Below are 416 nucleotides of genomic sequence, written 5' to 3' on the forward strand. Positions count from 1 at the left end.
ATTTTACTCCGGAAAACCTATATCATAGCAACAATCTTTACGAAATAGCCTTATAAATAAAGTTTATCAATCATATTATTTTTGCAGATTTAATGGCTTTTTACAATAAAACACTATTATTTATGACCAAATTGTTTTTAGTAAGCTCATTACAGCCTTAACGAAATAAAAAAGATTTATTTTTTCCTACAGTACTATAAAAAGTGTTAAAATGGAAAGTGTGCAAAAGACATATATACTTAGAGAGAATACATAAAGGAAGGTAATTTATGTCGGAACAAAACATAACAAGATTACATATATCAGGGAAAGAGCTAATTCTTATTGGAACGGCACATGTATCAAAGCAAAGTGCAGAACAAGTAAAAGAAGTGATTGAATCAGAGAAACCTGACACGGTTTGTGTGGAGTTAGAT

Annotated in this window: 1 protein-coding gene; it reads left to right on the forward strand. The window is 29.3% G+C overall.

Annotation, left to right across the window (positions count from 1 at the left end; genetic code table 11):
* Positions 1-269: 269 nt before the first annotated feature.
* On the forward strand, positions 270-416 hold a 147-nt coding region (locus tag KH400_RS21490), incomplete at its 3' end, for a TraB/GumN family protein (protein ID WP_217228116.1).

The organism is Desertibacillus haloalkaliphilus (assembly GCF_019039105.1).
Classification (GTDB): Bacteria; Bacillota; Bacilli; order Bacillales; family KJ1-10-99; genus Desertibacillus; species Desertibacillus haloalkaliphilus.